The sequence below is a fragment of the Paenibacillus sp. RRE4 genome, from assembly GCF_031844205.1.
In the GTDB taxonomy this organism is placed as follows: Bacteria; Bacillota; Bacilli; order Paenibacillales; family Paenibacillaceae; genus Paenibacillus; species Paenibacillus xylanexedens_B.
The window spans coordinates 99,447-124,381 of record NZ_JAUZUT010000003.1; the positions used below are offsets into that span (position 1 = coordinate 99,447).

Annotated in this window: 24 protein-coding genes; 9 read left to right on the forward strand and 15 right to left on the reverse strand. The window is 46.9% G+C overall.

Translation table 11 applies throughout. From position 1 onward, the window contains the following. Positions 1 to 334: 334 nt before the first annotated feature. Together Q9R46_RS19210 and Q9R46_RS19215 are read left to right on the forward strand one after the other, a co-directional pair. Positions 335 to 1,780 carry a DEAD/DEAH box helicase gene (locus tag Q9R46_RS19210; protein ID WP_311281361.1) on the forward strand — a complete coding sequence of 482 codons (1,446 nt, stop codon included), beginning with the start codon at positions 335 to 337 and terminating at the stop codon, positions 1,778 to 1,780. A gap of 135 nt (positions 1,781 to 1,915) precedes the next feature. Next, entirely contained in the window at positions 1,916 to 3,898 is a 1,983-nt protein-coding gene (locus Q9R46_RS19215) for an AraC family transcriptional regulator (RefSeq protein WP_311281362.1), read from the forward strand. 133 nt (positions 3,899 to 4,031) lie between these two features. Here the strand turns inward: Q9R46_RS19215 and Q9R46_RS19220 are convergent, their stop codons facing one another. From Q9R46_RS19220 to Q9R46_RS19230, 3 genes are all read right to left on the reverse strand, one after another. Continuing rightward, entirely contained in the window at positions 4,032 to 5,441 is a 1,410-nt protein-coding gene (locus Q9R46_RS19220) for a DKNYY domain-containing protein (protein WP_311281363.1), read from the reverse strand. A 39-nt stretch (positions 5,442 to 5,480) separates the two neighbouring features. Further along, on the reverse strand, positions 5,481 to 6,257 hold the full coding sequence (locus Q9R46_RS19225; RefSeq protein ID WP_311281364.1) for an SDR family oxidoreductase: 777 nt from the start codon (positions 6,255 to 6,257) through the stop codon (positions 5,481 to 5,483). Between the two features lie 106 nt (positions 6,258 to 6,363). Continuing rightward, positions 6,364 to 7,140 (reverse strand): FRG domain-containing protein, encoded by a 777-nt coding sequence (locus Q9R46_RS19230; protein ID WP_311281365.1) that lies wholly within the window; start codon positions 7,138 to 7,140, stop codon positions 6,364 to 6,366. Positions 7,141 to 7,453: 313 nt separating this feature from the next. Between Q9R46_RS19230 and Q9R46_RS19235 the strand changes: the two genes are divergently transcribed. Further along, positions 7,454 to 8,842 carry a family 43 glycosylhydrolase gene (locus Q9R46_RS19235; protein WP_311281486.1) on the forward strand — a complete coding sequence of 463 codons (1,389 nt, stop codon included), beginning with the start codon at positions 7,454 to 7,456 and terminating at the stop codon, positions 8,840 to 8,842. Positions 8,843 to 9,015: 173 nt separating this feature from the next. Here the strand turns inward: Q9R46_RS19235 and Q9R46_RS19240 are convergent, their stop codons facing one another. Then, positions 9,016 to 9,630 carry a flavin reductase family protein gene (locus tag Q9R46_RS19240; protein ID WP_311281366.1) on the reverse strand — a complete coding sequence of 205 codons (615 nt, stop codon included), beginning with the start codon at positions 9,628 to 9,630 and terminating at the stop codon, positions 9,016 to 9,018. Positions 9,631 to 9,784: 154 nt separating this feature from the next. On the opposite strand from Q9R46_RS19240, the gene Q9R46_RS19245 reads away from it, so the two are divergent. After that, the gene (locus Q9R46_RS19245; RefSeq protein WP_311281367.1) at positions 9,785 to 10,141 is read left to right on the forward strand and encodes a winged helix-turn-helix transcriptional regulator; all 357 of its coding nucleotides are present in this window, start codon (positions 9,785 to 9,787) and stop codon (positions 10,139 to 10,141) included. Between the two features lie 61 nt (positions 10,142 to 10,202). Here Q9R46_RS19245 and Q9R46_RS19250 read toward each other — a convergent pair whose 3' ends face one another. The 3 genes from Q9R46_RS19250 to Q9R46_RS19260 all read right to left on the reverse strand — a co-directional run bounded on the left by Q9R46_RS19250 (position 10,203) and on the right by Q9R46_RS19260 (position 12,432). After that, entirely contained in the window at positions 10,203 to 10,748 is a 546-nt protein-coding gene (locus Q9R46_RS19250; protein WP_311281368.1) for a GNAT family N-acetyltransferase, read from the reverse strand. A gap of 204 nt (positions 10,749 to 10,952) precedes the next feature. Beyond that, positions 10,953 to 11,240: a CD3324 family protein gene (locus Q9R46_RS19255; protein WP_311281369.1), complete on the reverse strand. Its 288-nt coding sequence runs from the start codon at positions 11,238 to 11,240 to the stop codon at positions 10,953 to 10,955. Positions 11,241 to 11,520: 280 nt separating this feature from the next. Continuing rightward, positions 11,521 to 12,432, reverse strand: a complete 912-nt coding sequence (locus Q9R46_RS19260; protein ID WP_311281370.1) for a helix-turn-helix transcriptional regulator — start codon at positions 12,430 to 12,432, stop codon at positions 11,521 to 11,523. A 179-nt stretch (positions 12,433 to 12,611) separates the two neighbouring features. Between Q9R46_RS19260 and Q9R46_RS19265 the strand changes: the two genes are divergently transcribed. From Q9R46_RS19265 to Q9R46_RS19280, 4 genes are all read left to right on the forward strand, one after another. Beyond that, positions 12,612 to 13,178, forward strand: coding sequence for a hypothetical protein (locus Q9R46_RS19265; protein WP_311281371.1), 567 nt, complete (start codon positions 12,612 to 12,614; stop codon positions 13,176 to 13,178). Positions 13,179 to 13,554: 376 nt separating this feature from the next. Then, positions 13,555 to 14,628, forward strand: a complete 1,074-nt coding sequence (gene rsgA, locus Q9R46_RS19270) for a ribosome small subunit-dependent GTPase A (RefSeq protein WP_311281372.1) — start codon at positions 13,555 to 13,557, stop codon at positions 14,626 to 14,628. Then, the gene (locus Q9R46_RS19275) at positions 14,625 to 15,659 is read left to right on the forward strand and encodes an aminoglycoside phosphotransferase family protein (RefSeq protein WP_311281373.1); all 1,035 of its coding nucleotides are present in this window, start codon (positions 14,625 to 14,627) and stop codon (positions 15,657 to 15,659) included. Before rsgA ends, Q9R46_RS19275 begins: the two co-directional genes overlap by 4 nt. 138 nt (positions 15,660 to 15,797) lie before the next feature. Then, complete coding sequence (locus Q9R46_RS19280) at positions 15,798 to 16,361, forward strand: dihydrofolate reductase family protein (protein WP_311281374.1); 564 nt, start codon at positions 15,798 to 15,800, stop codon at positions 16,359 to 16,361. Between the two features lie 195 nt (positions 16,362 to 16,556). Here Q9R46_RS19280 and Q9R46_RS19285 read toward each other — a convergent pair whose 3' ends face one another. The 7 genes from Q9R46_RS19285 to Q9R46_RS19315 form a co-directional block, all read right to left on the reverse strand. Further along, complete coding sequence (locus Q9R46_RS19285; RefSeq protein WP_311281375.1) at positions 16,557 to 17,684, reverse strand: SGNH/GDSL hydrolase family protein; 1,128 nt, start codon at positions 17,682 to 17,684, stop codon at positions 16,557 to 16,559. Between the two features lie 33 nt (positions 17,685 to 17,717). Next, the gene (locus Q9R46_RS19290) at positions 17,718 to 18,125 is read right to left on the reverse strand and encodes a hypothetical protein (RefSeq protein WP_311281376.1); all 408 of its coding nucleotides are present in this window, start codon (positions 18,123 to 18,125) and stop codon (positions 17,718 to 17,720) included. Positions 18,126 to 18,379: 254 nt separating this feature from the next. Beyond that, positions 18,380 to 19,102, reverse strand: coding sequence for an amino acid ABC transporter ATP-binding protein (locus Q9R46_RS19295; RefSeq protein ID WP_145335189.1), 723 nt, complete (start codon positions 19,100 to 19,102; stop codon positions 18,380 to 18,382). Further along, a complete protein-coding gene (locus Q9R46_RS19300; protein WP_145414577.1) occupies positions 19,099 to 19,755 on the reverse strand; it encodes an amino acid ABC transporter permease in 657 nt (218 codons plus the stop codon). Before Q9R46_RS19300 ends, Q9R46_RS19295 begins: the two co-directional genes overlap by 4 nt. 18 nt (positions 19,756 to 19,773) lie before the next feature. Continuing rightward, on the reverse strand, positions 19,774 to 20,571 hold the full coding sequence (locus Q9R46_RS19305) for a transporter substrate-binding domain-containing protein (protein WP_311281377.1): 798 nt from the start codon (positions 20,569 to 20,571) through the stop codon (positions 19,774 to 19,776). Positions 20,572 to 20,882: 311 nt separating this feature from the next. After that, a complete protein-coding gene (locus Q9R46_RS19310; RefSeq protein WP_311281378.1) occupies positions 20,883 to 21,779 on the reverse strand; it encodes a response regulator in 897 nt (298 codons plus the stop codon). Further along, the gene (locus Q9R46_RS19315; RefSeq protein ID WP_311281379.1) at positions 21,751 to 23,067 is read right to left on the reverse strand and encodes a sensor histidine kinase; all 1,317 of its coding nucleotides are present in this window, start codon (positions 23,065 to 23,067) and stop codon (positions 21,751 to 21,753) included. The genes Q9R46_RS19310 and Q9R46_RS19315 overlap by 29 nt, the downstream gene beginning before the upstream one ends. A 248-nt stretch (positions 23,068 to 23,315) precedes the next feature. Between Q9R46_RS19315 and Q9R46_RS19320 the strand changes: the two genes are divergently transcribed. Beyond that, entirely contained in the window at positions 23,316 to 23,813 is a 498-nt protein-coding gene (locus tag Q9R46_RS19320; RefSeq protein ID WP_311281380.1) for a DinB family protein, read from the forward strand. A gap of 90 nt (positions 23,814 to 23,903) precedes the next feature. Here Q9R46_RS19320 and Q9R46_RS19325 read toward each other — a convergent pair whose 3' ends face one another. Continuing rightward, positions 23,904 to 24,884 (reverse strand): SMI1/KNR4 family protein, encoded by a 981-nt coding sequence (locus Q9R46_RS19325; protein WP_311281487.1) that lies wholly within the window; start codon positions 24,882 to 24,884, stop codon positions 23,904 to 23,906. Between the last annotated feature and the right edge of the window lie 51 nt (positions 24,885 to 24,935).

Below are 24,935 nucleotides of genomic sequence, written 5' to 3' on the forward strand. Positions count from 1 at the left end.
TCATGCACCTTCTTGCGCATGTGTAGTGAGTTTGACGCACCGAGATGCTCAAGTCTTGCGATTAGGACTATGTTACAGCAATGTTAGAATAATGCGGGTGCGGACAATGACCATAACTACCTTCGTCGGTATATAGGGGTGAGCCGATGTTCAGAAGGCCAGTCTCTTTATTTCCCACGCGCTTCCCGTGAACATAGAGTATAATAGGCAGGTATATGATGCATGTACGGTGCAATGCTGGTAAGTAAGAGTAAGATCATCACCTCAATCCTTACTGGGACCAAAATAACGTGAGCAGACTGCATTTCAAAACTAAACGCAAAAGAGGTAAACGATGAGTAAGCAGTATTTTAAAGATTATGGCTTAGGGGAAGAGATCGTCAAAGCACTGGACAGCCTGGGTTACGAGAATCCCACCGAAGTTCAGACCCGGGTTATTCCCGTTGCTTTGGAGAATCAAGACCTTGTTGTGAAATCACAGACAGGTAGCGGCAAAACAGCCGCATACGGTATACCTCTCTGCGAGCTGGTGGACTGGAACGAGAATAAACCGCAGGCCCTGATCCTGACTCCCACAAGGGAGCTGGCCCTGCAGGTCAACGAAGATATTACCAACATCGGGCGCTTTAAACGTATTAAAGCTACCGCACTGTATGGACAATCCCCTTTTCACATTCAAAAAGCCGAGCTGAAACAACGAACCCACGTGGCTGTCGGCACACCAGGCCGGGTTCTGGATCATATTGAACGGGGAACGCTGCCGCTGGATCGCATCGCATATCTGGTCATCGATGAAGCAGATGAGATGCTGAACATGGGCTTTATCGAGACGGTACAAGCGATTATCCAGGCATTGCCGCAGGAACGGACAACGATGCTGTTCTCCGCAACGTTCCCGGAAGATGTAGCGAAGCTTTCACGTCAATATATGAACACCCCCGTAGAAATCGAGATCAAGGCTAGCGGACTGACTACAGCGACGATTGAACATGCCGTAATTCGCACGTCGGAAGTGAACAAAACTGCACTGCTTCAGGACTTGTTGATTACTGAAAACCCGGACAGTAGCATTGTATTTTGCCGCACGCAGGAGAATGTCGATAAGTTGTTCCGCGTGTTGGCTGATCTGGACTATCCAGCGGATCGCATCCACGGTGGTATGGAGCAGGATGAGCGAATCGAAGTGATGAATGCCTTCAGACGTGGACAATTCCGTTATCTGATCGCCACTGACGTTGCCGCGCGTGGAATTGATATCACGAACATCACCCATGTCATCAATTATGATATCCCGCTTGAAAAAGAAAGCTATGTACACCGTACAGGCCGCACGGGCCGTGCAGGTAAAACAGGTAGAGCCTTCACTTTGGTCACGCCAAAGGATGGTAGACGTCTTGCGGAGATCGAATCCTACATTGGGTTTGAGATTCCTGTGGTCAAAGCACCTTCAGAAGATGAGGTAGACCGCTGCCGGGAAGCATTCGAGAAACGCCTCAAGATCGCCCCTGAACGCAAAAAGGACAAGCGTGAGCAGTTAAACCAGCAGATTATGAAGCTGAACTTCAACGGAGGCAAGAAGAAGAAACTTCGTGCGGTTGATTTTGTAGGAACCATTGCGAAGATCGAAGGCGTAAGTGCGGACGATATCGGGATTATCACGATTCTGGATAACGTGACGGATGTGGAAATCCTGAATGGCAAAGGACCGCTCGTGCTGGAAGTCATGCAACATACTACGATTAAACGTATGCAGCTTAAAGTACGTAAAGGGCGTAAATAGACGGATCATAGGATCATATATAGCGAGGGATAACGGAGAATTTCTACGATCCGTTATCCTTTTTCTGTCTTTACGTTGAGAATCATTATCAATATAATAAAAGAAATGCCCACGCGCAGCAGGAGGTTCGTACGAATGACAATAACACTTGATGAACATATTCGAGTATGGAATCATTCTTCGGTTAAAGTCATGGATATTCGCCTTGCCGTGCTGGAACCCGGAGAAGGCTTGCAACGATACCAGCTCCCGGCACATTCATTCTTATATGTGCTGGACGGACATGCCCAGATACGCCTTGATCAATCCCAATATTACATGAGCCGATTCCATGTCTTACATGGAGGACGCGGCGCCTTTATAGACATTTTCGCAGAGGATCGGTTGGAATATTATCTGATTCTGTACAAAGCAGTCATGATGTTACCTGCTTCTCATCCACTGTTAAGGCAACCGGGAGTCGATTCTTCCTTTCGATATCAATATGTATTTGTCCCTGGCCATCCGACCTCTTTGCTGTTGAAGCTGGATGATATGTTTCAAAACTGGACGACTCCCGATCTGCTCCATCAGTTTCAGGCTCGAACCCTGTTTTATCAGTTCGTTCATGCGCTTCTTTTACAGATGAAACAGCAAGGAATCGAACCCGTGGCCCCGGACTTGCCTTCTCAGGTATTACATTACATTCAGGAACATTATATGGAGCCCATCACACTTAAATCCCTGGCTGAACTGTTCGATTGCAGTGTTAGTTATCTGACCAAAATGTTCAAGTCTCGACTGAACGACAGTCCCATACGGCTATTAGCAAAAGTTCGTGCTCAAAAGGCTGCCATGATGCTTTCACGTCAAGGAATCCCTCTTCAAGAGATTGCCGAACTTGTTGGTTACCCGGATGCCCACACATTAAGCCGCAGTTTCAAAAAAGTATACGGCATAACTCCTGCTCAGTACCGGGCAACCGTTTCCCAGACAGGGAACCGAATACCGGAAATGCCCAAGCCGCGTACCCGATCTGCCCTTGTTGTAGCTGAACCTCAGTGCTATAGTTTCAATGATTATAATTCTCATTTACATTCAAGCGGAGGTTTATCCATGGTTAAGACAAGCAGATCATCATCCATTGCCACAGCGGCATTGCTCTTATGTTTCACCTTAATTCTCTCGGCATGCGCTGGTGGAGCAACAGCACCGAACAACTTAGCATCAGGTACAGCAGGGGAATCGAATGTATCTCAACAAAAATCAGCCGCCACATCCGAGACATCAACGCCAGCAACCCGGACCTACACCGATAGTAGAGGAACCATCACCATTCCCGCCCACCCTCAGCGAATTGTCGATCTGACGGGCAGTGCCATCGGGAATTTACTGGTGCTTGGTGTCAAGCCGGTAGCATCGACTCATGATGCGATGCGAAACCCTTACCATCAAGGCATGCTGGAAGGAATCATCAATCTGGAGGAAGGAAGCAACGCAGAAGCAATATTGAGTCTGGAACCCGATCTGATCATCACATATGATTATCTGGTGGACAATCAATACGAAGCCTTGTCCCAAATTGCCCCTGTAGTAAGCTTGAAATATGGCGGTGCAACTCCACAAGAGCTCTTGCTTGAATTCGGAAAATTAACGGGCAAAGAGAAAGAAGCTCAGACTTGGGTAGACCATTGGAATGCCAAAATCGCCAACGTTAAACCAAAGATTCAAGCAGTCGTGGGCAATCATACGGTTTCTATCCTTCAGCCCTATGCCAAAGGCATCTATGCGTGGGGAAATAAGGGTGCACGTGGGGGAGAGATTTTGTACCGGGACCTTGGTCTGAAAGCCCCTGCTCTAATCCAGAAGGATCTCATTGATGGGGAAGGCACAGGTGCCAGCCTGTCCTTGGAGAAACTGCCCGAATATGCAGGCGATTATATTTTCACAAGCAATTGGGGGTGGGACGACGGTAATCCTGATGTGGTGTACGAAAGCAACATTTGGAAGGGACTTCCTGCTGTGAAAAACAAACAGGTTTATTTCATCAACACAGAGGGCTCATTCTATAATGACCCGATTTCTCTGGAAGCACAGCTACAATTTATTGAAGACAGCCTCTTGAAGAAACCTCAATAAAGCTACTTCTCTGAAGACCAACAAGCTGACAGCTCAGACAAAATCCCCTCCTTCCAGCATACGGAACAGGAGGGGATTTTTTGAATACCGTTTTTTTGATTTCGAATTTTCTGTTTCATATCTATTTCTATTTTCACTTCTTCTTTTTCCGCACTACACTTCCTGCTACCGTATAAAAGAACAGCTTATCCTCCGCACCACCTTCATTATCCGTCACCTGAAAGGTCTCCGCATCCGCCGTCTTGTATACCCCTCCTGTCACAAAACTGAATACGCCCTGATCATCCTTGCCCCAATATGGATTTAACATGACAAAAGATGCTCCATCAATGCCTTTTACGGTACGTTTGCCGTTGGCATTATAGAGCCCATTTCGATCCTTGGCCCAGCTCTGGGGATCAGCTTCGAGCAAATGAGTAAAGCTGGCACGATCTATCTTTTTATTGACTATACCCCACAGATATACCTGATTCGCATCTACAGCCCAACTACCAGATGGTGTGAGCACTTCAAAAGTTGCTGTATCCGCTCCCTTGATCCGTTGAAGCACATCGTCAGGATGGCCGAAAGGCTGAAGGGTACGCGCATACTGCGCATGATATACATGGTTCTGATCTCTGGATAAACCCAGATGCTCCGTACCGCCTAACACTTCAAACGTTAGTACATCTGCTCCCTCAATACGGTACCCGTTATAATAAATATGCTGCTTGTCCCGGCCAAATCGGCCTCCAAGTGACTCGAAGCTCTTCGGATCTGTTCCACGGATGGTACGCCACTGAAAATAAACCCGATTCCGATCACGCGCAAACTGTTCATCTAGCGGTCCAAATGAACTTCGATCCGCACCGCGAACCAGATTGAAGGTTTCTTTAGCATCTCGCCTGTACCCACCGTCAGAATCTGTCCGATAGAATACGGAGGTAGCCGTGGCATACCAATTGCCCGTAAGCTGCACCGAATTATCTGCATGATGAGCATAGTCAGCCTGCCACCAGCCAGGTATATCTGGATGATGCTCCCGCAACCAATCGACCATCTCATGTTTATATTCATTGGCATAACGAAGGCCGCTCGACAAATGAAACAGATGATCCTGATCCGTACAGTAATCATGCCGCGCAATGGCTAGACTTGTATCAATTTCATCGAACACATGAAAATGCTGGCTGTCTTTGACATATAGCCAATGTTTATCCTTTGCAAAATAAGGCGTCCCTGGCAACAGCTCAAAGCTGCCTGGATCGGAGGGAGAAACGGGCTTGTCCTCCAGATAGACATGCTGCGAATCAGAGCTGTAATCCTCGTGCACAACGCGGAACGCTTCTATGTCTTGACTGAACAAACTGACCTTGTTCGTGCGCGCATTGAACCACCATATACCCTGATGATCTTTTAGATAGGCAAATGTCAGCCAGCCTTTGGGGTAGGTCGATAAGACTTCGAAACCATCAGCAGTGATCCCGCCCTTGACCAGCACCGCGTCTCCGTCCTCTCTCTGCAAGACCACTAGAGTATTCGCATTGATCACAAAGCGATCCATAACCTTTCCTCCTTCAATCCATGGCTATATCGTCAGAAATTATAAGTGTGAGCCACCACTGGCATCCAGACATTGTCCTGTCATCCAGCGACTATCCGCCGAGGCAAGAAATGCAGCGATATCAGCCACATCGTCGGGTTCTCCCCAGCGATTCATTACAGAGAGCCCGGCTGCATACGCCTGTCCCTGTGGGTTCGCAAGTGTTCCTGCGTTCATCTCGGTGTTGATGATTCCCGGTTGTATGGCGTTAACTCTGATCTGGCGGCTTCCCAGTTCTTTGGCTAGTAGCTTCGTGAACGTATCCACAGCCCCTTTGGTCATACTGTAAGCAAACACCCCCGGAGAAGCTACCCGTGTCACAAAAGAGGAAATATTGATGATACACCCTCCGTCCCGAAGCCGAGAGACGGCCTGCTGCGTCACAAATAGCGGTGCTTTTACATTAATTCTCATGACATCCTCAAAAGATTCTTCCGTCGTTTCCTCCAGGCTAAGGATCTGTCCTATGCCAGCGTTATTGACCAAAATATCCAACTTGCCTTCTTGTCCGTGCTTCTGAACAGCTGCATCAACCTTGGCAAACAGTGCATGAATGCCATCCAGCGTATTTAAATCAGCTCCAATGGCCTGCCCCTGTCCACCACGGTCTACGATGTGCCGCACCACACTCTCCGCTTCCGCCTGCCTTGTTGCAAAATGCACAAGAACGTATGCCCCCTCCTGTGCCAGACGGATCGCAATACTCCGGCCAATACCTCTGCTCGCACCTGTTACTACGGCTACTTGTCCTTCCAGTCTTCTGCATGTTTCGTTCATAACGTCATCCCCTTCAATGAATAATCTGACCTTCTCAAAGGCTCAGGACAGTTATATCACGAGACGACAATCACAATCTTGCTCTTATATTCGAGCGATACCTCAATCACTTGTAGAGCCTCAGTCGGTGATGAAGTTGCTCTCGAATCTCTGTCTGATTGCTCACTTTAACGATCAGCGAAGGTTCGTAGTGTTGTTGCATGATCTCATATGAAAACTCCGGACCGGATGATGGGAAGACCGTCTGAAACAGCTGATAGAAGTATAGGCCATTCGGTTCGTCTGAACCTCTATACTTATACGGTGCCTGATAAATCAGGTAAGGCAATTGGGCCAGATCAGGCTTAGAAGGTCTCTTTTTATCGTGATCCGACAGCAGATTTATCCATCGTGGATCATCGACCATATCCTCAATCAAGTTATAACGAGATGCATTCAATTTCACATTTTCCAATATTAATTCAGTCACATCGGCTGTATTCTCTCTCGAAAAACCATATACGTAACCTGCCTGACTCGGCTCCTCGCTATGATCGGCGCGGCTCAAACAGGCAAAATAGAGCGCGCGTAGCGGAGACGCTGTAAGCTCCAGCAGATTCGTAGGCAGACCCTCATGATGACACCAGGCTAACACATGCTCGTGCTCCCACTCTCCCGCTTGATCTGCCATATCTCCGATATAATCGTTTACTGTATCCACATAAAATTCCGGGTTATCTCGAAGCAATCGCGCTATTCCTGATCGAAGTAAGGAAGAGGATTGAGTGGCGTATCGCCTGTTTTCTCCGCGATAATAATACCCCTCCTGACCATTCGGTAACTCTTCGATCATCGCTATATAATCTTCTACCGAATTTACCTCATAGCATACGGCATCATTCATAGCATCTTGCACCTCCAGCGCCTATATGTGTTTTATCCTTCATCTTCCTACAAAGATACTACCATTTACTTACGACTTCATCTGATTTCTGGCTTCATATCACAGTCAATGGGGGCAGCATTATGCTCTTTCCGCTTATTCTTCATCAGATGTTGCTCTGTTCAGCAATCTCTGAATTGTTCACTTGCTAAATATTGTAAATCAACTACAATAGATTTGAAAGCGCTTTAATTATTTTCTAATCTATATGGAGGTGTACGTAATGGGAAAACGTAAGACGGTCTGGCTTCTGGTTTTCACACTCGCATTAACGATGTTTGGTCTACATCCTGAACGAAGCAACGCGGCAAGTGTAGCAATTACCAATGGTACCGATTGGCTTGATACGGCTGGCAATCCCATTCACGCCAACAGCGGTAACATCCTGCAGGTAGGCTCAACGTATTATCTGTATGGCGAACACGCGGTGGGCGGCAAGTTTGACAGCGTAAACGTCTACACCTCGACGGATTTGAAAAATTGGACCTTCAGCAATGCCATATTGACCAAAGACTCCGCGACGGAACTCGCCTCCAGTAAAATCGAACGTCCCAAAGTGATCTACAACGCCTCCACCAAGCAATATGTGCTCTGGGCTCATTATGAGAACGGTACGGATTATAATCTCGGCCGCGTTGCAGTAGCTACCAGCAGTACACCCAATGGAAAATTTACGTATGAGGGCAGCTTCCGTCCGCTTGACTATGAATCCCGTGACATGACTGTTTTCGTGGATACGAACGGCACAGGTTATCTCGTAACGGCCTCCCGTAAAAACGGCGGTGCGAATGATACGATGGCTGTTTTTAAAATGAATGCAAGCTACACAGGGGTACAGTCGTTCGAAGGATGGTTGTTCGAGAATGCATACCGCGAGGCCCCTGCTGTTGTGAAAAAAGGAAACCGCTACTATCTCTTCACCTCCCAGGCCGCTGGCTGGTATCCGAATCAGGGAGCATACGCTACAGCTACGTCCATGACAGGGCCATGGACTGCACTTACGCCTTATGGCAATCCATCAGCCTTTGGCTCTCAGATTCATGATATTGCCACGATTCAGGGTAGTAACACCACTTCGTATATCTATATGGCAGATCGCTGGAATCCGATGAATCTAGGCGAGCACAAACATATCTGGCTACCACTCACGTTAAATGACGCCAGTGGAACGGCTTCGCTGGAATGGTATACGTCATGGAACATTGACGCGGCAACAGGCCAGATCACGTTACCTGCGCTCGTCAATCATGCCCAAGGCAAGGCGGCCTCCGCCAGCTCGACGGCCTCTGGCTCGTCCCCCTCCCTTGTCAATGACGGTAACTATCAGACCTCGTGGGTAGCTTCCTCCAATAGCTGGCCGGCATGGTGGCAGGTCGATTTCGGAGCACCAAAAACCATTACGGAGATCGACATATCCTGGTTTATGTATAAAGGTTCCGAGGGGTACTACAAATACAAAATAGAAACCAGTAACGATGGCGTGAATTATTCCACCATAGATCGCTCTAACAATCTGACATATGGCTTCACAACCGATGCTGTGAACCTGACTGCTCGTTATGTCCGGATTCGTATGATCACAGCCGTGCTATGGAACAATCCGGGTAACTGGTACACCCCAACCCTGCATGAGGTGAAACTGTTAGGTCCAGCAACTCCATAATCACTTTCAGTTAGAGGAGTTTCACGGGTGAAGGGCTAGCAACAGGAGCTAGCCTTTCGCTCGTTTTAGGGTGTGTCTGAAAACGCTGAAAAAAGCAGATTTTTTCGAATTTTCGTTCCAAGCAAGGAAGTTTGCAGCAGGCGTGCCGGGGCACGTCAAGGGGAAGTGACGACTCAGTCTCCGACGGTGAATGAAGGTGTAATCAACGCGTAATCACCTGCCAGACTGGCTAATGGCTGCCAGCGCTCAGTAGCTATTTTAGAGTTACCGGCATAGGCATCTGCATCCACCCTTACATGTTCTACTTTTCCAAGAACAAGATGATCTGTCCCCACCTCAATTATTCGATCCAGTGTAAGTTCAAAAGCAATTGGAGACTCCTGAACCGAAGGCACAATCACCCGTTTTCCCGACTGCGGATGAACCCCTGCCAGTTCAAATTCATTTTCTTCCGATGTTACATTCATAGATGAGCGCTGCATAGATTCCACTAACGATGCCGGAACTACATTAATAACGTATTGTCCGGTATCTTGAATATTAACAAGGGTATCTTTCCTCGTCCCTTCTCTCTCTCCTACACCAGGACCAATGGACAGAAGTAAGGTTGGCGGATTACGCGAAGCAACAGTAAAAAAACTAAATGGAGCCAGATTAAGCACACCCGTTTTACTTCTCGTCGAAACCCAGGCAATAGGCCGCGGCACAACAGAGCCAATCATCAATTTATACATTTCATCCACCGTGATATCACTTGTTGCAAACTCATGTACATCGTATTTTGCCATTCACATCCACTCCTTCGCCCCATATCAACAGGAGACTTTCTTCGATTTTACAAAGGGCTACGAGAGCCATATAGTTGGTATAAGGATATCCACTTGTTCACCATAAAAAAAGTACGCACTTCAAAGTACGTACCCACAGAGAAGGAGTATATTGATGACAAAACACATGAATACATCTCCGCCAAAAGCATTGGCCCCCTTCGATTATACGTTGTCCATCATTGGCGGGAAGTGGAAGATGAAGATTATGTATCAGCTCGCCTTTCATGGCGTTACACGTTATGGCGAACTCAAGAGACGTGTGCCCGGGATAACGTATAAAGTATTAACCACCCAACTGAACGATTTGGAACGTGAGGGTGTCATACAGAGAGTCGAATATGATCAGATTCCGCCCAAAGTAGAATATTCATTAACTCTGCGAGGTCAGAGTCTGATGCCCATTCTGGAGGAAATCTGCAAATGGGGCGTGCACAATGTGCCGGACGCACAGATGATTCGCGAACAGTAGCGACATACTATATTACTATTAAAAGTTCATCTAAACGTTCATCATTGTAGGTGTCAACCTGTTAGAGATTGGAGAATTGGAAGATCATTTTATGCCCATCATGCGTTGCTCCCACGCTTTCCCGATAGTTACCCTCGGTATAATGAGTCATTGTTTTTCTCCAGAATTGTTGGCCGATCCTGTTCTTCTCGTTCGGATTGGTGAATATCTCCCAGCGGCCCCTGAACTTCGCAAAGATCGTTGTAGCCGCTTGCTCTGCAAGACCTACACCGCGAAAAGGCTGCATCAGAAAAAATTCATGCATGAAATAATCAGTCCCCTCGGAGCAATACGGCGGTGTAGCTACAAAAGCAAAACCTACGGGCGTGCCTGAAGCAAGAAAGAGAAAAGGATAGAGACAGCCCGGCTTTTCCCACCATATATTTTGCACATCGTATTGGTCTTGTAATGTTCGGTAGTCAGAACTCGCTTCGTAAATACCATGCACATTCGGTCGATGTGCCTCCTGCAGACCATAATGTCCTGACAGGTCATGCAGGTATAACGGATACATGTTTTTGATGATGTACGCCTTGTCTGGATTCGTCAGTTCCACTTGGATATTCATGTTTAACTAAATCACCGTTCCTTCCACTGGTTACGCCCGCTTTAAGTAAACGTGCCCCCTGGACTCTATTGTACGAATGCTGGCGGTGGACAGATATGTAATATTCGTTTCCTAATCATTCTTTACATCCATGTCTGCTCATTGAAGGAACATAGTAAAAAGCCACACCCGATGGCTCGAATGTGACCCCCTTTTCATCCAATCTTATTTCATTTCTATTTCGTTTCGCTTTTTAGAATATACAATTTTCTTAATACTCTCGATGGATAAACAATATTGCTCTGCAAGCTCATCGGTCGTTGCTCCCGTAGCAAACTGCTGGCGAATCTCGTTGTTCCGCTCCCGGATCAGTTGTCGACCGCCTGAATTCTCTCCCCATTTCTTATGGGTATCCTTCGGCCTCGGAACATAGATTAATCCACCAGGAAGATGACGTTGTATCTCTTCGAGCAATGCCTTCGGAAGGACGGCATCCGCATTCACATATTTCATCGTACTCCACTCCTTAAAAAGTTAATCTTTAAGGTAGCAGAGTCTAACGAGAAAACTTCTGATTTTATCATATCAATGATGGCGGGAATGGATATTAGGCTCTATGCAAACAACCGCCGTTGTTCCTCGCTTGGACTCTGCATAGAGCGGGTGTTAAAACTTCTTATGAATCGTATCATGGTAGCTCCCCTTTGGCTGAATCGATATAAGATTACGTTAAGTCATGCCCCAGCATTTCGGGTAACACTTCTATATCTTCCATATGAGAAGCCAATATCCTCTAATCCTCCTTATATTGCGCTACACTTTGCTCCAGCATCGTACGGACCAGCTCCTGCAATTCTCGTGGAGATATCACCTTGACCTCAGGTCCATAGGAGAGTAGCCTACGCGCTGTAAAAGCAAACTCCGAATGTGGCACAACGCCGCGCCACTCTTGATCTGCAACGGTCTTGAATAATGCATCCGACGCAGCTATTCTTGCCCCGAATGCTGTAAATTGCAGTACAACCTCTTCACCATCTGTGCGCGTTGCCTGTTTCAGCCATGCTTTTAGTGTGGGTACAGATTCATCGATCTGATCCAGCACCGTAAGCTGCTTTATTCGATCCACACGATATAACAATACGTGATCGTTATGCCGTGCAGGCATGTACCAATATCCCTGCTCATAATAAATGCCTATGGGATAGACGGTCACCTTTTTCCAGCCGCTGCGAGCGTTGTACAAGAATGAAATAACTTTCTTCTCGACTGCGGCTGTTAACAGATCCGATGTAAGGGAATCGTGGTGATCACCCGGATGTTGCATAAATGCAATGTGTTCCCTCATCCCCGCAATCCGCTCCTGTACATCCAAAGGCAGTGTAGAGAAATACTGCTCTGCCAGATGTTCACGAATCGAACCATACGGAAAATCAGGGACCATCTCCAAATATTCAAGCATCATAAACAAACCCAATGCTTCCTGCTGCGTCAGCTGCAGAGGTGGCAAAATGCGATTGGGCAGTACACGGTATCCACCGTTAACACCTACCTCCGTGTATAGGGGAAAGCCCATCGCCTGTAATGCATCCAGATCACGCTGGATGGTTCGAACCGACACTTCGAATCGTTCTGCAAGCTCCCGAGCCGTGAACTTATGTCTGGAATCCATGAGGCGCATCATCGCCAGCCTGCGTTGATTCATCATATCCCCACCTTAACTACGTCACTTTTTGTCATAGAAAAATTGTAACATATCCGAGCTACTCCACGAACGCGAAGACGTTATAGCATCCTTGAATGATTTTGCTTTGCAGGCAGGCTCTCCGCACATAGGTGTAGAATTATAAGGCATCTACCATTAAATGTCGGGAGTTGAGACCAACAATGACCAGTAAAGAAATCTTTCCTGTAAATGTACGTGAGATTATTGATTACATTGAGCGCGGCAATGTATTGAAGGGGGCATATCCCCCCGTTACCGATGGCGTTACAGCAGATGTAGCCGCTTCTGAGGTGCCAAATCCGTTTACGAATCTAGAGGAAGCCCTGTTGTTTTACCAGGATGAGGATGTAGAGCCTCCTTTTTATTTTCTATTAGATATCACTGCAGATGCGTCAGGGGATATTCCACCCGCCTCTGGTGATCAGGAGAAGTCTCTAGCCCGAGCGTTCATTATGTATGAAGAGGAGCAAGATTTCTACAACATAATGAAGAAAAAATTAGAGGGACTGGCTGATGAACTGCACCTCAAGCCTGCTCAAATCAACCATCTCGCTGATATCATCAGCGGTGATCTATTTCAGATTGCGCGAGCCCGATTGTTATGCAAGGAGCCACATCCTTATTTTGAAGAGATGTTCAATGTTTATAAAAATCAGGGACTGCCTGTGGGCTGGATCGGAAGCGAATCTGCCAGTGAAGGGCACTTCGTCATTTACAGTCGTCCATAAAGTAGTTTTAAAATTTCGAAATCTGCATACAAATAACATTGAATTATTTTCCATTACAGGTTATGGTAAAGACAGCTTAGCGATAAGCAAGTTCCTTACACGAAGGGAGAGGTTTTAATTGGCTACTACTTATATTGATTTGGTGGTTCAGTATTAAAACTGAATAGCTGGCATAACTGAAAAAAGCGGGAATGACTCCCGTATTCTTTGTTATGCCCTTCAAAGTAACCTTTCGTGAATATTGCTGTTTGCAGATACGATGAAGGTCGTATCTTTTTTGCGTCCTGATGCCGCAGAACAGTAGCTTCGTAAGAGGCTGCTTGTTTGCGGCATTTTTGCGTCCAAAAACAACATTAAAGGAGCTAACCTTATACCCATGATGAATTTAAAAATCTACGGATATATCGAAACAGAAGAGGTTCCCGATGGATTATTACCCGGAAGAATTACAGAACTTCGGCGGGAGCAATTCACGGTCATGACAGAGCGGGGTGAAGTCACCGCAGTACTAAAAGGTTCATTTTATTATCAGGCGGATATGCCAACTGACTTTCCTTGTGTGGGGGATTTTGTCCTGCTGCGCTACAACGATATCGGTGATTCCCTGATCGTTAAGATGCTGCCCAGAAGGTCCAAATTCTCGCGTGCAGACTATGCAGGCCATGCTGCAGGCTATGCCAAAACGATATTGGAGCAGGTTGTCGCCACCAATTTCGATGTCGTATTTATCCTGACTTCGCTGAACCAGGATTTCAATGTGAATCGTATCCTGCGTTACCTGACACAAGCCAGACAAAGCGGTGGTAAACCGGTCATTATTTTGACCAAAGCAGACCTCGTCACAGAGACTTATCCTATGCTCGCGGAAGTGAAACAACGCATCTCCGATGTGCCTGTTCACGTGATCAGCAGTCATACCCGTCAAGGACTGGACGAACTCGCCCCATATCTGGCACCAAGCCATACCGTTGTATTTCTCGGCATGTCTGGCGTGGGTAAATCCTCTCTGCTCAATGCATTAATTGAAAATGACGTCATGAAAGTTCAGGCCATACGGGAGGACGACAGCCGTGGACGCCATACCACAACACATCGTCAACTCTTCATGTTGCATTCGGGCGCAATGGTTATTGATACTCCTGGCATGCGTGAGCTTGGGCTTTTTGATGCTGACGAAGGTATTCATGCAAGCTTTGCCGATGTCGAAGCATTATTCGTTCAGTGCCGCTTTACCGATTGCCGCCATAAGACCGAGCCCGGATGTGCCGTTCTCTCTGCACTAGCAGACGGTTCGCTACAGCATGAACGTTGGGAGAATTATATTTCCCAGCAGTCAGAGAACAAGTATGTACAACACAAAACCAACTACCTCATCGAAAAAAGAGCAAAAAACAAAATCAACAGGATTCAGAGTAAACAAACCAACAAAAGCGGAGGTCGTAAGAAATGAATAAGACGAAGATGACGAAAATAAAGAAGCAAACCTTAACTCATGTTTTAAACCAATATTTTAAGAAGAACATTGTTTTAGCGGACTATCATACAGCCACTCTGCATGGCGGAACTGTGGGTAACGTAAACCTGGTAACTGGAACGGCCGAGACCGTGGATGGTCAAAAGTTGCCTTACCAACTTGTACTGAAGGTTCAGAAACAATGGGAACGTTATAATGATCATGATTCATGGCGCCGGGAATATGATCTGTACATGTCTGACCTCGGAACGACATTCTCGGAAACCTTCCGCTGGCCCACCTGTTATTACGCGGAGATGAATGCTGAAGAAAATGAATTTCAGCTGTGGCTGGAATATATCGACGGCGTGTCAGGTCCGGATCTGTCTGTTGAAATGTTTGAACAGGCTGCGCTGGAATTAGGGCGTTATCAAGGTAAACTGTATGCGGAACAGCCCGCAGTGCTGAAGAGTCTGACCAACTTGAGCCATGCCGATCTCATGAAAAATACGTATCTGCACTATCGCTCATGGCCTGTCGTTTATGATTACATCCGTTCTGAAGACTGTGATTTCCCACCCCATATCCGGCAAATGTTGATCGATATGGATGAACACTCGGACGAAGTATTGGCTCGCATCGAACAGCTGCCGATTGTGTTGAACCATCGGGATTTCTGGGTGACTAATCTGATCTATGCCGATGGGAAAATCGCGCTCATCGATTGGGATACCTCAGGGTGGGGATACTTTGGAGAGGATATCGCCAGCCTGGTTGCCGATGAGTGCGATATTGAGCAGATGGTGGAATATTATCAGCGCTGTGTTCCTGCGTATTATAAAGGCTTTGCGGAATATGCGGAAGCTCCCCCACTCGCTGACCACTGTGTACACGAGATGATTCTGTTCGTGTTCGGATACAGACTTGTCGAAGGTTATGTACATGCCGAGTCCGATGCGGCGAAGGAAGAAAACCTGCGTATACTCCAGAAAGTCTATGAAATGGAACATAGCCCGTTGAAGGCATAAACGGCATGGTAGTTCATTGCTGATCCAGGCTTCCAGGCTCCCACCTTAGCTGTACTATGAATAAATCATTAAACTACGTCAGTTTTTGTCATAGTTAGAGTGTATATTACAGTTATTACACAAAGGGAGCGATGAATTATGAATAATCCAAATTCAAAAGCGATTCTTTACATTGCCATGAGCCTGGATGGATATATTGCCCGATTGGATGGTACGTTCGATTGGTTGCTTGATGTGGAAGGCGATGGCGGCGATAACGGCTATGCTACATTCTACGAAACGATTGGCAGTGTAATCATGGGACGTTCCTCGTACGAGGCAGTGCTTACCATACCAGGAGACTTCCCTTATGCAGATCGCCCGACTTATGTGCTTTCTCGCTCAGAACAGCCACCTGCACCGCATGTGCAATTCACAACCGAGAGCGTAAAAACACTCATTCCCAGGCTGAAACAGTCTTTCGAGGGAGATGTATGGATTCTAGGCGGCGGCCAGCTTGTTCAGTCTGTGATAGAACATCAGTTACTGGATGAAATTGAGGTCGCTATTATCCCGAAAGTACTGGGTGAAGGTATTCCGTTATTTCCAAACGGCACCGTCCCCACCTTGCTGAAAACGATTCGTACCCAGACGCTTGGACAGATCATTTCCATCCGTTATGAGGTGCAACGCCATCTTGCAACAGAGGCTAACCAAAATTAGTCGACCAGACTGATTAGAGTCAATAAAACAGCTCAAAAAAGACCGTACAGCGTCCCGCTGTGCGGTCTTTCGTTATTTTACGCATAGAATCATCATGGAGACTGCCATAAGAAGAATCTATATAAGCTGAACTATTCATTTACAAAAATCTGTCATCGGAGTGTTCCGTGTAAAAAATGTAGTTCAACTTGTATATTATAGAATTCGCCGAATGTACTCTGTTAAAACATCAGCCGCCCGGCGATGTGATCGTTCGCCAGGGTGTGTTCTTGCACCTATCGTTTCCTCGGTCGTATTCGGAAGCTGAAGGATTGAAACAGCAGGATCTCTTGTCTGCTTGTGATAGGTATCTACTGCTCGGTAGATTGCGGGCAGCAAAGAAGCTCCGAGCATGCCATACGCCCAGACGATATGGGCTTGCGGGTTGTTTTTCCGCAGCTTAAACAGGAACTGCTCCACGGCCCTCTCAAACTTGGCCAAGTCCTCCTCATGATATGTTCCATCTTCGTTGAGGCGTTGCTTGTACACTTGTCCTGTGATCGGATCTGTCCACGCTGGAGACTGGAATGCGCCATCATCATTGCTACCCAGATTGACTACAATAATATCAGGTTGCCAAGAGCTAAATTCATATGGCTCTAAAGCGCCAAGTTGCTCATTTCGCTCCCCCTTCAGCAGACCACACACCTGTTCATAATACTCCGGAATATTGCCATTCGGGTTGTTGTCCCAACTGCTCAATACGCCCCATCCGCTCTGAGAGATGACATGATACGCTGCATCTAATGCTTCAGCTGTCAAAAACGTATAATTGTGCAGTGCACTGAACCACATCGGTATCCAGTCCTCTTCTGTCTTTGCCCCAATCGCACCTTCTCCCGAGGTGATGCTATCTCCGATAAACTCGATTTTAAGAGCTTTCTCTTCTACAGGCAGGAACGCGCCCCCCGCCTTCACCGCGTGAAACTGCAGACTGTGCCCCGGGTCAACACTCATCGCCTGTACATCCTTGATGATACGCACATTTTTGACCGCATTAGGATTCATGCCACGAAATACACAGATCCAGGTTCTGCCCCTGATTAACATCTGACGGCTTACCGGAACACCATTGATAACAATACTGATCCAGGGCTCAAGCAGATCATAGGACGACTCGATTTCAACCCAAAATTCCGCACCCCGTACGTTAAATTCGACTGCACTGCCTGTCCAAAACAAGTTCAATGATGACCGCCCGGCCGTAGTTCTACCGTGTATTTTTACATGCTGTACATCCGAAATGGCAATGACCTCTAATTCTCCATTGGAGCTGTTACTCATAGGAACCCTCCTGTTCAATTCATGGTTATAATCTTACTTATCGGGCACTACCACCCGGAATGGCGCGTGCCCTGTTTCCGCATGAAGAAGCTGTGTGGGTTTACGCAGACGCAGACTGCAGATCAGTCTAAACACGGCCCGTTTCTGTTCCACCTCCACCAGCGTAACATCGATCCATAAAGGAACCAGCGGGGCATACCAGCATAAGAGATCCACAGCCTCATCCACTGTAAATTGTCGATGCTCTACATTCTGCGGAGCAAGCACCACCAGTCGCATCATCTCGTCTGCACCGTTCAGCGATTTGTGCAGTTCGGAAGCAGGCTCAATGAGCAAGCCAATCTCTTCATACTCCAGTTGGTCCCGCTCCCTAATCTCTTCGATGGCCTGTAGCAGATGTGCTCGGAAGATCACTTTATCCATCTGAGTTATTCGCTCCATAAACCCATGCCCTCCCTGGTCGTGATATGTACTGACGCTACTGATGAATCTATATATATGTTTAAATGGACACTCCAACTTATAAGGGCTTTTATAATTATTATGCACAACAGCAAAAATCCCCTGCAAGCAACCCTGTTCAAGTTCATCATATCAGATGTGCTCAAGTCCATGGTTTGCCCGCAAGGGATATGTTCTTTTATTTTTGACTATCGGAGAAAAAAGGTAGCCTTTTCTGGCTTCTCTTCTGCGCGTTACAGCACCTTACCCAGAAATGCCTTGGTTCGTTCATGACGCGTATTCTGAAAAAGTTCCTCCGGCGTGCCTTCTTCGACAATATAACCGCCGTCCATGAAAATCACCCGATCCGCGACCTCACGGGCAAAGCCCATCTCGTGTGTCACCACAATCATCGTGATCCCTTCATGCGCAAGATTTTTCATGACTTGCAGCACTTCCCCAACCATCTCGGGGTCCAGAGCCGAGGTTGGTTCATCAAACAACATCACACTCGGATTCATCGCGAGTGCGCGCGCAATGGCTACACGTTGCTGCTGTCCACCGGACAGCTGATCGGGATAGGCATCTTTTTTCTGAGACAGCCCTACCTTACCAAGCAGTTCCATTGCTTTTTTCTCATTTTCGGCTTTGCTCAGCTTCCGGATATGTTTGGGTGCCAGCATGATGTTCTCCAGCACGGTCAGATGAGGAAACAGATTGAACTGCTGAAATACCATGCCTACATTGGTGCGAAGCTCGTCGATGTTGGTCTTCGGAGAGGTAACCTCCACCTCGCCAATCATGACCTTGCCTGACGTGACCTCCTCCAGCAGATTGAGGCAGCGCAAGAACGTACTTTTGCCAGACCCCGAAGGGCCGATTACACATACCACTTCTTGTTCCCGAATCGTTGTGGAGATATCCTTCAGCACCTCGTTCGCACCAAACTGTTTCCTCAAGTTCTCGACAGTAATCATCGGATTGCATACCTCCTTTCAATAAATCGGGAAGCCCGGGATAACAGCACGATGATGATCAGATAGAATATGCCGACAACGCCCCAGATTTCAAATGCCCGGAAGTTGGAAGAGATAATAATTTCCCCGGTCTGCGTCAACTCTGCAATACCTATGGCTGATAACAGCGACGTATCCTTGATGGTAATGATGGACTGGTTTACAAAAGTAGGAATCATACGCCGGGTTGCCTGCGGTAGCACCACAAGCCACATCGTTTTGAAACGACTTAAGCCTAGAGATCTTGCGGCTTCATGTTGCCCTTTGCCAATAGACTCAATCCCTGCACGGAAGATTTCCGAGATGTATGCTCCAGCATTCAAGCTAACCGCAATAATTCCTGCCGTCATGGCTGGGATACGCATATCCAGAAACACCGGCAGACCGAAATAAATGAAATATACCTGCACCAGTAGAGGTGTGCCACGGATGATATCCACATAAAGCGAGGCCACCAGTCGCAATAACCGATTCAGGGAGGTGCTCATCAGGCCGGAGATCAGACCAATCACCATTGCAAAGATGAGCGAGATCACAACAATTTTCAACGTAACGACCGTTCCCTCTAACAGAAGAGGCAGTGCGTCCAGTATGACTTGCCAGGAGGAATTCATCCGTACCACCGTTCCTTTCTACTTTGCTGCTGTTCCTAGATATTTTTCAACGATCTTGTCGTATTCCCCGTTTGCCTGCAATTTTTTCAATCCGTCATTAATCTTCTGCTGCAATGCAGCATCGCCTTTAGCTACAGCAATCCCGTAGAAGTCACCGTTCAAGCGGTCGCCAACGATTTTAAGCTTGGAATTGGGGTCCACAGCGATTTTATAAGAAACCACCGGGAAGTCTTCAAGTGTCGCGTCTGCATTTTTATTCGCTACTTCCTGATACATGGATGGGCTATCATCAAAATATTTCACGGTTGCGCCATAGGTCTTCGCGTATTCATCAGCGAGATTCGCACCTGACGTTCCCTTTTTGATCGCAATCGTTTTACCTTTCAAATCCTGTGGGCTTTTAATGTCGTTGTTATCCTCATTCACGATTAAGGACAATCCGGCTTGATAATAGGGTTCTGAGAAATCTACAACTTTTTTACGTTCATCCGTGATGCTGATGCCTGCGATTGCTCCGTCCAACTGATTTGCTGTGATGGCTGGAATAATGCCTTTGAAATCCATCGGCTTGATCTCCACCTCAAAGCCTTCTTCTGCCGCGATGGCATTCATCAGGTCAATGTCGATCCCAACGTATTTTCCATCCTTCTGAAACTCAAACGGAGGATATGTTGCATCCGTACCGAAAGTATATTTTGTTACTGCCGTTCCACTTGCAGACTGGGCACTGCTGTCTTCTCCCGATTTTGCTGCGCCGCAGGCACTAAGTGCCAGAGCGAGAACTGAAGCCATAACGATGGATGCTACCTTTTTCATGGAAAAACCCCTTTTCCTGATTAGATTGGGATCGACCGAATCGATCATTTGTATTTATGTACGTATTGTATTTCTACACCTACACAAACTTACGCAATCCTACACATTTTATTAACAACATATGAAAAATAAATTAACACAATGTTGTTTTTGACTACTTTTTTGTACAAAAATCTAAATATTTATATAGAATTTGCTTATCTAATGTAATATTATATAACACAAAATAAAAAAGACCCTCGAAAAGGGCCTCTAGAATTCTGAATTGCACATACCTTGCGCTGTGATATGAATTTCATTCACTTAGTGTTTTAGCTATTGATTTTCTCTACCGTCTCCATGTAGAACACTTGCAGGAATTTCTTGATGTTCACCTTGCTCTTGTTGTCGCTCGCCTGCTCTTCTTCCATCGCCCTCATCTTCATACGCACGTCCTGAAAATCAAAATAAAGCGGCGCATAATGTTCGAATTTATGATTGCTGTAATCCGTAAGTCCGATGGACGCCAGATTTGTCAGTGCCGTCAGAACCGTTCTACGGATGCGTTGCTCCATCGCCTTGCACTCCTTCTCCACTTCCTTGGGCGTTAGCTTGTACTTTTGAGCCACAGCTTCATAGGATTCCTTCAGAGGCGGCAACTCGGAGGCCTGCTTTTGCTCAATAGCATACTCCATCAAAGCTACGATATCTTTGCTCCCACTCTCACCGATAATGCCCAGATCCATTAATATGCTTCGCGCTGAATCACGCACCGTTCGGGTCTGAGCAGGAGCCGGGGCCTCTACCAGATTGAGCCGAGCCATGGACTGTTTGATCTCCTGCACATAACGCTCATACTTCCATTGCTCATTCACTTTATTGAGCACATGTTCTACTTCGACCCGGTTGATCGGTTTGTGAATGAAGAACTCAATCCCCTTCTGGTAGGCCGCTTCCACCATCTCTTTGTTGACGACCTGTGAGATCATAATCAATTTGCCGCCATAGCCGCTCTGCTTCAGGTTCGCCACGGTTTCAATCCCGTCTTGATCTGGCATCAACAGGTCGATCAATACAACATCGGGTCTGAGATCCAGAATCATACGCTGTCCTTCCAGACCACCTTCGGCCATGCCCGCCAGCTCTAAGGTTCCACTATTCTCAATAATATCCTGTAGCATGCTGCGGCTCACCACATCATCATCCACGATCAGGATCGAAAGTGTCATGGGCATCGGCCTCCTTCATTAGATTGACCCTGGGGATCGTGACTGTGAACACAGTACCTCGTCCGGATGGAGCACCTGCTACCTGAATCTGTCCTTCTAGCGACTGAACGATATCACGTACATGGGACAGTCCAATCCCTGTGGCAGCAATGCCAACTTCGTTAAACTTGGTCGTATAACCGGGTTCAAAAATAACCCCGTGCTTCGCTTCAGGTACACCTTTTCCCGAATCGGTCACCTCAAAATGCACATCCGCATCCTGTTCAAACACCCGTACTTGAATCATGCCCTCGTGCTCAATCGCCTCAACGGCATTAGCCAGCAAGTTATTCAAGACCGTAAGTAGCGGAATATAGTACGGTGACTCGCCTTCAAACTGCTGTTCGATTTCGATCATTACCTGTTTGTGCAACATCTCACTGTATTTGCGATTGGCCTTACCTGCAAAATGCACCACTTCCGACAGACTCATATTAACCGTCTTCTCATTATCATAAAGCTTCAATAATCCGGCCAGAATGCGCTGCGAATCCTTCTTCACTTCATGAATCTGTTGAGCAATGCCCAAGGTTCGCTGGCTGTATTCGTTCATGTCCTGCTCACGCAGATCCCGATATAGCTCATAACTGTTAGCCGTGATGCCTTCAATGGTATTCATCGCTTTTTTCAGGTAAAAGACCTCACCGTACAGTCCCGAATTCACGCTTAACATCTGTTCCATCCGCTTTTCCTGTTCTGCATGCAGGAGCCTGATCTGTCTAACTGCAAAACTGTTATACAGCCCAATGACAAAGTAACTTCGCAGACCGCCCACAATTAGCAGATACAGCCATTCACGCATATAAAAAATATTTGTCCCGCTTAGCACACCTCGCACGAATAACTCGACCAGGTTAGAGGAAAAATCAATACCGGTGATAATGCCGCTGAGCAGTAGCGGAGGAATCTCATGAAAACGGCGCTTGATTTTACTCAGCCCATAGGCAAATACCACATAATACAAACCCGCTCCCAGGTTATCCCGCAAGCTTTCGAGCATGGATAAGTTGTGTATATGATGAATCAGGTCAGCCGATTGGAACGCTATGCTCGCTAGCCCCGTCAGAATCCCTGTTTTTATATAAGATAAATGGGGCATAATCATCAGCAAAAATAAAAGAATGCTGACCCCGAGGCCGATCCGGAAATAATCTTCCCGAAAGGGATTAATTTTGAACTGTGCGCCTACGGACGTAGCCAAGGCAACGGCAACCATCTGCACATTCTCGTTTTTGACCCAATTGCGCATTCCTTAATCCACCTACTATCGCAACGTTCACAAGCCCGCAATATCAAGACTCGCGCTTCTGATGTTAAATATACTAACATACGAAAGAAACATTAGGAATAATTAAAATTTGGGCAATAATATGATCTTTGATACAAAGTAACCTAAAAGAGATGGAGGGTTTACCTGATTTTAATTTTTCACAATTTAATTGTATAATGTATATAATGACAGGTCAGAGACCTGTTTTTCAGAGAGGAAGATCGCACATGTCAGATGTTAATCAAAGTTTCGGACAAGCCCTAGTGAAATCCCTGGTTGGAGAACGCGGACATATTCGTATCGCCAAGGCACTGCCGGATATTGATGTAGAGCTTGCAGGACGTACACATGAGGCCATGCCTTATACCATCTACCAATTGGTCAAACATATGCATTACTGGCAGAATTTCATGCTAGAGCATGTGGAGGGACGTAAGCCGCAAATGCCAGCGAATGTGAGCGAGAGCTGGCCCGTGGAGACAGGCCCACAAGATGAAGCGACATGGAAAGAGGATATTCAGGCGTTCCTGAGCGGTATTGATCAAGCGGTATCCATCGCAGAAACGGCCCAGTTGAATGATCCGTTGCTCTATTTCCCAGGAGAAACGAAAGGCGGATTATTGCGTAACATTGCCTCACACAACTCCTATCACCTGGGCGAAATTGTGTTGCTCCGCCGTTTCTATGGCGCATGGCCGCCTCCAGGTGGCGGTTTCCCGGCATAATCGTACAGCACAGATCAACGCTTTATCTATCCTGCATTGTAGACGAGAAGCCGCAAGGGTCCAGCCCCTGCGGCTTCTCGTCGATGTGAATTAAACTTCCGGTCGCATTAACCCTTGAATAAACGTCTCAAAGTTCGGTGCGAGGGGAGTAATTTTACGATGTTCTTTATCTACGTACACGACCTCTGGCTCACCATCATTGCCGAAAGAACGGTAGTCCAGCATGACAACCCCTGCTTCAGAAGGTGATTTGGCAATGACCACACCAATTTCGGGATACCCATCACGTTCAATCACAGCCCAGCTACCCTCTGCGCCGCATAGCGCATGGCGTTTCTCGCGGCCGATACCTAATATCCCCTCAATCTCGACATACCCGGTCTCTCCCGAATCTTCATTCGTCACCGGGAAAAAACGGTTATACGGAATGCCGCCGTTATGTTCCTTCATCATCTCAATATACGAGACAGGCAATCGGAATACCAACTGTTCCTCCACCGATTCAATCAAGCCATCACTTGGTGGATCGGACACATACTGCTCCAGAGCCAGCTCGCTATCATTCCAGAACTCACCCGATACCGGGACGGGTGGATCAACATGCACTACAGGTATCGATGAGATTACCGCAGGTGACTCTTCGGCAGCTTTCTTTTCTAACGCGTGATCTTCATACTCTTCACCCGTAACGTCCTCATCACTTTCCTCGTGTTCATCTTCCTCATCCCTGTTGCGGATCCATTCCAGAAACTCCAGTGTATCTTCATCTCCCGGTTCCAGCTCGTCGGATCGTTCAAAAGCTTGCTCTGCCTTGTCGTATTGTTCCAGATAGTAATAAGCCAGTCCAATCCGGTATTGCCAGAGCGGGTCATCTGCTCCCTCTTCGGCCACGGTCAGGAATTGCTCCACAGCTTCTTCATATCGCTCCAGATTGTTTAAGGCCCGGCCCAAGTGATTCACCAGCTCATAGTCTCTCTCTTCTGCAGGAATCTCCTGCACCGCTTCTACAATCTTCTCGTACTCATCTTGCTCATGCCAAGTTTCCAGCTGTTCCAGTAACTCTTCGTTCATCATCGTGCCTCCGTTCCTTCTTCTCATCGTTATGTATTGAAAATTATACCA

Bases quoted from the DNA above. Each gene is read 5' to 3' on its own strand.
- Q9R46_RS19210 (WP_311281361.1), top strand. From the start codon at position 335: ATGAGTAAGCAGTATTTTAAAGATTATGGCTTAGGGGAAGAGATCGTC.
- Q9R46_RS19215 (WP_311281362.1), top strand. From the start codon at position 1,916: ATGACAATAACACTTGATGAACATATTCGAGTATGGAATCATTCTTCG.
- Q9R46_RS19220 (WP_311281363.1), bottom strand. From the start codon at position 5,441: ATGGATCGCTTTGTGATCAATGCGAATACTCTAGTGGTCTTGCAGAGA.
- Q9R46_RS19225 (WP_311281364.1), bottom strand. From the start codon at position 6,257: ATGAACGAAACATGCAGAAGACTGGAAGGACAAGTAGCCGTAGTAACA.
- Q9R46_RS19230 (WP_311281365.1), bottom strand. From the start codon at position 7,140: ATGAATGATGCCGTATGCTATGAGGTAAATTCGGTAGAAGATTATATA.
- Q9R46_RS19235 (WP_311281486.1), top strand. From the start codon at position 7,454: ATGTTTGGTCTACATCCTGAACGAAGCAACGCGGCAAGTGTAGCAATT.
- Q9R46_RS19240 (WP_311281366.1), bottom strand. From the start codon at position 9,630: ATGGCAAAATACGATGTACATGAGTTTGCAACAAGTGATATCACGGTG.
- Q9R46_RS19245 (WP_311281367.1), top strand. From the start codon at position 9,785: ATGACAAAACACATGAATACATCTCCGCCAAAAGCATTGGCCCCCTTC.
- Q9R46_RS19250 (WP_311281368.1), bottom strand. From the start codon at position 10,748: ATGAATATCCAAGTGGAACTGACGAATCCAGACAAGGCGTACATCATC.
- Q9R46_RS19255 (WP_311281369.1), bottom strand. From the start codon at position 11,240: ATGAAATATGTGAATGCGGATGCCGTCCTTCCGAAGGCATTGCTCGAA.
- Q9R46_RS19260 (WP_311281370.1), bottom strand. From the start codon at position 12,432: ATGATGAATCAACGCAGGCTGGCGATGATGCGCCTCATGGATTCCAGA.
- Q9R46_RS19265 (WP_311281371.1), top strand. From the start codon at position 12,612: ATGACCAGTAAAGAAATCTTTCCTGTAAATGTACGTGAGATTATTGAT.
- rsgA (WP_311281372.1), top strand. From the start codon at position 13,555: ATGATGAATTTAAAAATCTACGGATATATCGAAACAGAAGAGGTTCCC.
- Q9R46_RS19275 (WP_311281373.1), top strand. From the start codon at position 14,625: ATGAATAAGACGAAGATGACGAAAATAAAGAAGCAAACCTTAACTCAT.
- Q9R46_RS19280 (WP_311281374.1), top strand. From the start codon at position 15,798: ATGAATAATCCAAATTCAAAAGCGATTCTTTACATTGCCATGAGCCTG.
- Q9R46_RS19285 (WP_311281375.1), bottom strand. From the start codon at position 17,684: ATGAGTAACAGCTCCAATGGAGAATTAGAGGTCATTGCCATTTCGGAT.
- Q9R46_RS19290 (WP_311281376.1), bottom strand. From the start codon at position 18,125: ATGGAGCGAATAACTCAGATGGATAAAGTGATCTTCCGAGCACATCTG.
- Q9R46_RS19295 (WP_145335189.1), bottom strand. From the start codon at position 19,102: ATGATTACTGTCGAGAACTTGAGGAAACAGTTTGGTGCGAACGAGGTG.
- Q9R46_RS19300 (WP_145414577.1), bottom strand. From the start codon at position 19,755: ATGAATTCCTCCTGGCAAGTCATACTGGACGCACTGCCTCTTCTGTTA.
- Q9R46_RS19305 (WP_311281377.1), bottom strand. From the start codon at position 20,571: ATGAAAAAGGTAGCATCCATCGTTATGGCTTCAGTTCTCGCTCTGGCA.
- Q9R46_RS19310 (WP_311281378.1), bottom strand. From the start codon at position 21,779: ATGACACTTTCGATCCTGATCGTGGATGATGATGTGGTGAGCCGCAGC.
- Q9R46_RS19315 (WP_311281379.1), bottom strand. From the start codon at position 23,067: ATGCGCAATTGGGTCAAAAACGAGAATGTGCAGATGGTTGCCGTTGCC.
- Q9R46_RS19320 (WP_311281380.1), top strand. From the start codon at position 23,316: ATGTCAGATGTTAATCAAAGTTTCGGACAAGCCCTAGTGAAATCCCTG.
- Q9R46_RS19325 (WP_311281487.1), bottom strand. From the start codon at position 24,884: ATGAACGAAGAGTTACTGGAACAGCTGGAAACTTGGCATGAGCAAGAT.